This window comes from Microcystis sp. M079S1 (assembly GCF_020246425.1).
Lineage (GTDB): Bacteria > Cyanobacteriota > Cyanobacteriia > Cyanobacteriales > Microcystaceae > Microcystis > Microcystis aeruginosa.
In genome coordinates this window covers 1-7,116 of sequence record NZ_JADBSZ010000360.1, presented here as the reverse complement: position 1 = coordinate 7,116, position 7,116 = coordinate 1, and the positions used below count along the sequence as shown (strand labels likewise).

Genomic DNA, 7,116 nt, shown 5'->3' with positions numbered 1-7,116 from the left:
GACACTCCGCACTTCAAAATGTAGTATAAAGTAGCATAAACTCATTCAAGAAAAAATAAGTAAAAATACTCAGAGAATTAGTCCCAAAAAAGTGAGACAATCAAAAAGCTCAAAAATCTATTAAAGGTACAAAAATTGTCTGCTATCTCAGAGGTAAAAATTAAAAACCTAGATCACTTAGGAATAGTAGCCGGGCTAATTGACGAAATAGGAATAGTTGAAATAATCAACTCTAAATTAGGAATCGACCCCCGAGAAAAAATTTCAGCAGGAACAGTGGTCAAAGCTATTCTAATCAATGGATTAGGATTGGTTTCAAGACCTTTATACTTATTTAGTCAATTTTTTGAAGATAAAGGAATCGAAGAATTATTGGGAGAAGAAATAAAAACCGATTATATCAATGATGATAAAATTGGGAGAGTCATGGATGAATTATACAAACATGGACTGAATGATATCTTTATAGAAGTTGTCTTATCGGTCATCAAGAAATTTAAAATAGAGACAAAATATTCTCATCTAGATGCCACATCATTTCATCTAGATGGAGAATATAAAAGTGAAGAAAAAAAAGAGAAAGAAGAAGAAGAGATTATCAAAGAAAGACCAATAATTATTACCAAAGGATATTCTCGTGACCATCGACCAGATTTGAAACAATGCGTCTTAGACTTAATAACAACCCAGGATGGAGACATACCATTATTTGTGAGAGTCGGAGATGGAAATGAAGCAGGGTAAGCTGTCTTTGGCAAAATCTTAGTAGAATTTAAAAAACAAATAAAATTTGACAGTATTATGGTCTGTGACAGTGCCTTATATAGTCAAGAGAATCTTCAACTAATTCAATATCTAAAATGGATAAGTAGAGTTCCCATGACGATAAAAAGAGCCAAAGAATTAGTCCAAAATGCAGAAATGGAAGAAATAGATGCCAAGGAAAGAGAAAAAAGGGCAGAGCTAAATTTAGAAGGATATACCTGGAAAGAAGAAAAAGTGACTTATGGAGGAATCTAACAAATCTGGCTAATAGTAACCAGTGAAAAAAGACAAATAAGTGACTTAAAAAACTAGAAAATAACCTTAAAAAAGAAAAAGACAAAGGGGAGAGAATTCTCAAGAGCTTGCAGAAAGAAGAGTTTGAAAATCCCCAACAAGCCCGATATAAATTAAGAGCAATTAATCAAAAACTAAACCTCGTTAAAATCCTAAAAATTGACCTAATTGCCAGTCAATCAAAAGACCATAAAACGATTTATAAAATTAGCGGCGTAGGGCAAGAAAAAACTGAATAGATAGTCAGAAGAAGAAAGGAAGCAGGCAGATTTATTTTAGCAACTAACTTAGTTGATGAAGAAGACAAATTAGACCCAGCCGAAATGGTGACAACTTATAAAAATCAACATTCTTGTGAAAGAGGATTTAGATTTTTGAAAGTTCCTTTATTTTTTGCGTATAGTTTCTTTGTTAAAAAAACGGAAAGAATCGAGACAATGTTATTCTTGATGTCTTGCTGCTTGTTAGTCTATAACCTCGGACAAAGAGAACTAAGAAATAGCTGAAAAAGAGCCAAGGCTGGAGTCAAAAATCAAGTCAATAAATTAACGAGTCGTCCCACAATAAGATGGATATTTCAATGTTTTCAGGGCATTCATATTTTTATTTTGAATGGGGTCAAGCCAATTGTCAATTTAACTGAAGAGCGCCGTTTTATTTTAAATTTTCTGCCTTCATCTTGTCAAAAATATTATCTGTCATCTTAGTCTAAATAACAAAGCAACAAAGTTGATAACAATTGAGTAATATGCTTATAGGAGAGTCACTACTCCTCGAATTGTTGTGACTTAGTTTAACTCTTTGAGCCGAAAAAACATTTGGTATTTTATGATTTCTCCTCAACATCTGATTGGTTGAGTATTTTTTTTTGATTATTCTGATTTTTTTTCTTTGAAAAGACCTGTAGTGTTTTATACTTCAAAGTGAAGTGCGGAATATGGGTTATAATCTAGCCATTACCCCGCGCTCCCGGTCGGGATGAGAAATCTATGATGACCGCTCTCTACGAAGAAGATTTTGTTCTCTGGACGGAAAAAACCGCCGAACTGTTAAAGCGAAAAGAGTTTGACAGGGTGGACTGGGAAAACCTGATCGAGGAAGTGGAGTGCATGGGAAAAAGCGAGAGACAGGCAATAACGAGTTTATTAACCGTTTTAATCGAACACTTGCTCAAACTATCCTATTGGGAATCGGAAAAAGAACGGAATGCCCGTCACTGGATAGTGGAGATCGCAGCTTTCCGAGCGCAATTAGAACAAAAAATAGATAGTGCCACCCTCGTCAACCATGCCCGCGATTCTTGGGAAAAAGCCTATTTAACCGCTAGAAAATCCCTGATTAACGCCAGAATCGTCGATAAAAATGCGATTACCCTAGAGTTTATATTCACTCTCGAACAGGTATTAGACGGGGACTGGTTCCCGATCGATATCGAACCTTTTTTGGAAACCCGTCCATAAATTGCAGTCATATCCCCGCAAAAAGATTAGGATTATCAGCAAATATAACCGAATATGAACGATATCGAGCAACTCCGCGGTCAAATCATCGAACGCTACCAACAATTATCGGCACTCGATCAGGTGATCGTCCGTCTTTTTTCCCTAATCTATGAGCCGATCGCCCGCACCACTTTTCTAGACTGTTTGAATGAAACCCCTTACCGCGACGAGAAAAACCGGCGATTTAACGCCCAAACCCTGAAATCCCATTTAGATCGCCTCCTAGAAGCGGAAGTAATCATCCAGGACAAAGGCTACGGGCCGCGCTGTCATCCCCTCCTCGTCGAGATTGCCAGCCGTGATAGCATTAGCAAGGGAGAATTCAAGCGTTTTGCCGAGATTATCAAGGCAAAACTGGCGCAACCCCGAACTCGTTGGGATGAAAGCCTAGTTTTTCAGGGAAAAGAGCAATTAATCCGAGAAATACGTCTGGCCATCTATAGTCAGGATTTCGACTCGATCGAACAACAAATCGCCGATTATCAGAAAACCAGCTATTCTTCCTCAAAAACCAGCCTAGAAGACCTTCTCATCCTCATCTACGATAACCCCTTCGATGGGGATTGGTTACGGACGCAACCGACCAAATTTCAAGCCCTAGCACTAAATAGCATTCTTGTCAAGGCTTTTGAAAAAATAACTCGCGCCGATGGATCTTTTTCCCTCCTAGAAGAACTCTGTCAAGACCAGACCAGTGTTTCCGAAGCCCATTTGTGGCTCGAACAGGCAATCATCCGAGGACAAAGCGATAAAGTGCGTCGGTATCTCGATCGCCCCTTCCCAGAAAGCCAAGCAGCAGCAATCGGGGCGATCCGGGGTTGGATTGCCTTTCTAGGGGGGGAAAACAGCAAAGCGATCCAAGAATATACCCTCGCCCTTAAAGCCCTAAAAAAAGCCAAAGGAAAACAAAAAATCTATTTTTCTTCGATTAGCGGCTTCTCCTTTATTTTCGCCCTCCTCAAAGAAGGAACCCCCGAACGTCTCGCCGAAGCCGCCAGCTATACCAGTTGGGTGACGCGTCAAAACGATCATCCTTTCCGCCCTATCTATGCCCGTCTGGAAAAAATCATCGCTGCCCGTCAGGGAGATATGCAGGCCAAAGACGCGATCATCGACGCGACGATCAATCCCTACCAAATGGGCCAAGGTCTAGAGACTCTTATCTATAGTATCTGTCTGTACTGGATGAGTAGCGGCATCGCTAAAAAACATCTGCCCCGGCTACTCTTGCCCCTCTACAAAGATGCCAAGGCGGCCGGCTACCATTGGTTAGCCCTAGAAACCAGGGCCCTACTGTCCCGACTCGATCGAACCCCGGAAGCGGAGGTGGTTATAAAATGGCATCTCCCTTCCCCCCTGGTGGATGCGATCGAACCCCAAGAAGCTTGGCAACTGTGCCTGAATGCCTTGACTAATCTGTGCGCGTCAACACCAACCCCGGGTAAATCTAACCCCGTCGTCCGCCTTGCTTGGTTTCTCAATATCCATTCCGAGGATTATTTCCTGCAACCAAAAGAACAGAAACTCGACGCGCGGGGTAATTGGAGTCGTGGCCGTCCCGTCTCCCTGAAACGTCTGCGAAAAACTGGGGAAATTGACTATTTAACCCCGCAAGACCTGAAAATTTGCGCCTATATCTTCGTGGAATCCAGTTACTATGGCCAGAACGAGTATCACTTTGAGTACCGGGCCATTATCGAACTGATCGGTCATCCCCTGGTGTTTTGGGAAGATTCCCCCAGAACGCGGGTAGAAATCGTCGCCGGGGAACCAGAATTGCGAGTAAGAAAGGAAAAATCGGGTAAATTAATCCTCTCTTTACTGCCCGATCTCAGCGATCACCAAGAAGTGCTGATTTGGAAAGAAACCCCCACTCGCATTAAGGTAATCGAAGTCAAGCCAGAACACCGAAGCATCGCCGACATTATCGGCAAAAGCAACCGCCTAGAAGTCCCCGACAAGGGCCGGGAAAAAGTGCTGGCCGCAATCAATTCCCTGTCCGGGATGGTGACAGTACATTCCGATATCGGGGGAGGAAAAGCAGCCCGGTCAGTGGCAGCCGATAGTCAACCCCGGATTCATCTCTTACCAGCCGGAGAGGGTTTAAAAGTGGCGGTTCTCAGCCGTCCTTTTGGGGCAGCCGGTCCCTATTTCCGGCCCGGAAAAGGGGGAGAAACAGTGATCGCCGAGATCGAGGGGGAACGGCTGCAAACAACTAGGGATCTAGCCCTAGAGAAAAAACTAGCGCAAACAGCGATCGATTCTTGTCCCACCCTGATCAGTTTCGAGGAAGAAAACGGGGAATGGCGACTAGAAAATCCGGAGGATTGTCTCGATCTACTGCTGGAATTGCGGGAATTAAGCGATAGCGTCCTCGTGGAATGGCCGGAAGGGGAAAAATGGCGGGTGACGCGTCAGCTTCGATTACAAGACCTACACCTAAATATCCACAGTCAACGGGATTGGTTTGCGGTAAGTGGGGAACTGCACCTAGAGGAGAAATCAGTCCTGAGTATGCAGGAGTTGATGAAACTGCTAGAGGGATCGCCGGGGCGGTTTATTCCCCTGGGAGATGGTCAATTTCTCGCCCTAACCGAGGCATTTCGGGAACGTTTACAGGAAATGCGCGCTTTCTCGGAAAAGTCCGGCGACGGTTTGCGGTTTCATCCCTTCGCTGCCCCGATTCTCTCTGAACTCACCGAGGAAGTGGGACAACTCAAGGCCGATAAACGTTGGCGCGACAATTTACAATGCTTTCAGGAGAGTCAGGATTTTACCCCAGAAGTCCCCTCAACTCTACAGGCAGAATTGCGCGACTATCAATTGGAAGGCTTTCGTTGGTTAGCTAGGCTGGCCCAGTGGGGGGCGGGGGCCTGTTTGGCCGATGATATGGGATTAGGGAAGACTTTACAGGCCCTGGCAGTGATCCTAACCCGCGCATCGGCGGGACCGACTTTAGCGATCGCTCCTACTTCAGTATGTTTGAACTGGATTAGCGAGGCGGAAAGGTTCGCACCCACCTTAAATATCATCCAATTGGGAACAGGCGATCGGCAAGCACTACTCGATCGACTGCAACCTTTTGATCTGTTGGTCTGTAGCTATGGGTTATTACAGCAGGAAGAAGTGGCCACCATGTTGGCCGGGGTAGAATGGCGGACAATCGTTCTCGATGAGGCCCAAGCGATCAAGAATTTCTCCACCAAGCGATCGAAAGCGGCGATGAATCTGCGGGGGGATTTTAAACTAATCACCACAGGAACACCGATCGAGAATCATTTAGGGGAATTATGGAATCTTTTCCGTTTTATTAACCCCGGATTGTTGGGATCCTTGGAAAGTTTTGATCGCCGTTTCGCCACCCCGATCGAAAAATACGGCGATAAAACCGCCCGCGAACAGTTAAAAAAACTGGTGCGGCCTTTCCTTCTCCGGCGCACAAAAAACCAAGTTCTGGCCGAATTACCGCCGCGTACCGAGATTTTGGTCCCGATCGAGTTAAGCAGCGAGGAGAAGGCGTTTTACGAGGCCTTACGGCGGCGCGCTTTGGAGAAATTAAGCGAGAGTGACAGCACCGCTGGGGCGAAACATCTCCAGGTACTGGCAGAGATCATGAAATTACGCCGGGCCTGCTGTCACCCGCAGTTAGTGGTTCCAGATTTGGACTTACCCGGCTCGAAACTGTCTCGTTTTGGGGAAATTCTGGATGAGTTATTGGATAATCAGCATAAAGCGTTGGTATTTAGTCAATTTGTCGATCATTTAGCGATTATCCGCAGTTATCTCGAGCAAAGGCAGATAAAATATCAATACCTCGATGGTAGTACCCCGGCTGGCGATCGGCAGAAACAGGTGAAAGCGTTTCAAGCGGGGGAAGGGGACGTATTTTTAATTAGTTTAAAAGCCGGGGGGACAGGATTAAATCTCACCGCGGCCGATTATGTTATCCATCTTGATCCCTGGTGGAATCCCGCAGTGGAGGATCAGGCCTCCGATCGCGCTCACCGCATCGGCCAAAAACGTCCAGTGACGATTTATCGCTTAGTTGCCAAGGATACGATCGAGGAAAAAATTGTTGATCTGCACCACCACAAACGCGATCTTGCCGATAGTTTATTGGAGGGAACCGACGCAAGCGGAAAGTTATCTACCGACGAATTATTACGCTTAATGGCCGAGGGATAGTAGGACTGCATTGGAGAGGGGAGAGTCCGAGCATTTGTACTAATCTTTCCTGACCAACCTTATAACTGTTTATCTGTCCCAACATTGGCTCTTCTGGTTTCTGTGTGGAAACGAGGTCTATCTGATAGTTTCTTCCGCAAAATAGGGTTTGCTGAAAAAGTTTTTCGTGGGGGCAGGGTGTGGGGTGTGGGGTGTAGGGTTTTACCCATTTTCATCTGGTCAATTACCTAATTTTCAGGGAAAAAGTACCTGAATTTCCCCCCCCGATCACCCCAAGGTCTGGCACTTTTTGATGGGAAAAAAGTCTAAAATTCTTATCCAACAAGGTTTTTAGATTTATTCAGCAGACCCTATATATTCCCGCAATACT

Annotated in this window: 2 protein-coding genes and 1 pseudogene; all 3 read left to right on the top strand. The window is 44.7% G+C overall.

Annotated features, from left to right (window positions below):
- The first annotated feature begins 135 nt into the window (after positions 1-135).
- The 3 genes and pseudogenes from IM456_RS23120 to IM456_RS23110 all read left to right on the top strand — a co-directional run bounded on the left by IM456_RS23120 (position 136) and on the right by IM456_RS23110 (position 6,746).
- Positions 136-1,766: pseudogene (locus tag IM456_RS23120) on the top strand (IS1634 family transposase).
- 282 nt (positions 1,767-2,048) lie between these two features.
- Positions 2,049-2,519 (top strand): DUF29 domain-containing protein, encoded by a 471-nt coding sequence (locus IM456_RS23115; RefSeq protein WP_287691591.1) that lies wholly within the window; start codon positions 2,049-2,051, stop codon positions 2,517-2,519.
- A gap of 54 nt (positions 2,520-2,573) precedes the next feature.
- Entirely contained in the window at positions 2,574-6,746 is a 4,173-nt protein-coding gene (locus IM456_RS23110; protein WP_287691590.1) for a DEAD/DEAH box helicase, read from the top strand.
- Positions 6,747-7,116 lie beyond the last annotated feature (370 nt).

Bases quoted from the DNA above. Each gene is read 5' to 3' on its own strand.
- IM456_RS23115 (WP_287691591.1), top strand. From the start codon at position 2,049: ATGATGACCGCTCTCTACGAAGAAGATTTTGTTCTCTGGACGGAAAAA.
- IM456_RS23110 (WP_287691590.1), top strand. From the start codon at position 2,574: ATGAACGATATCGAGCAACTCCGCGGTCAAATCATCGAACGCTACCAA.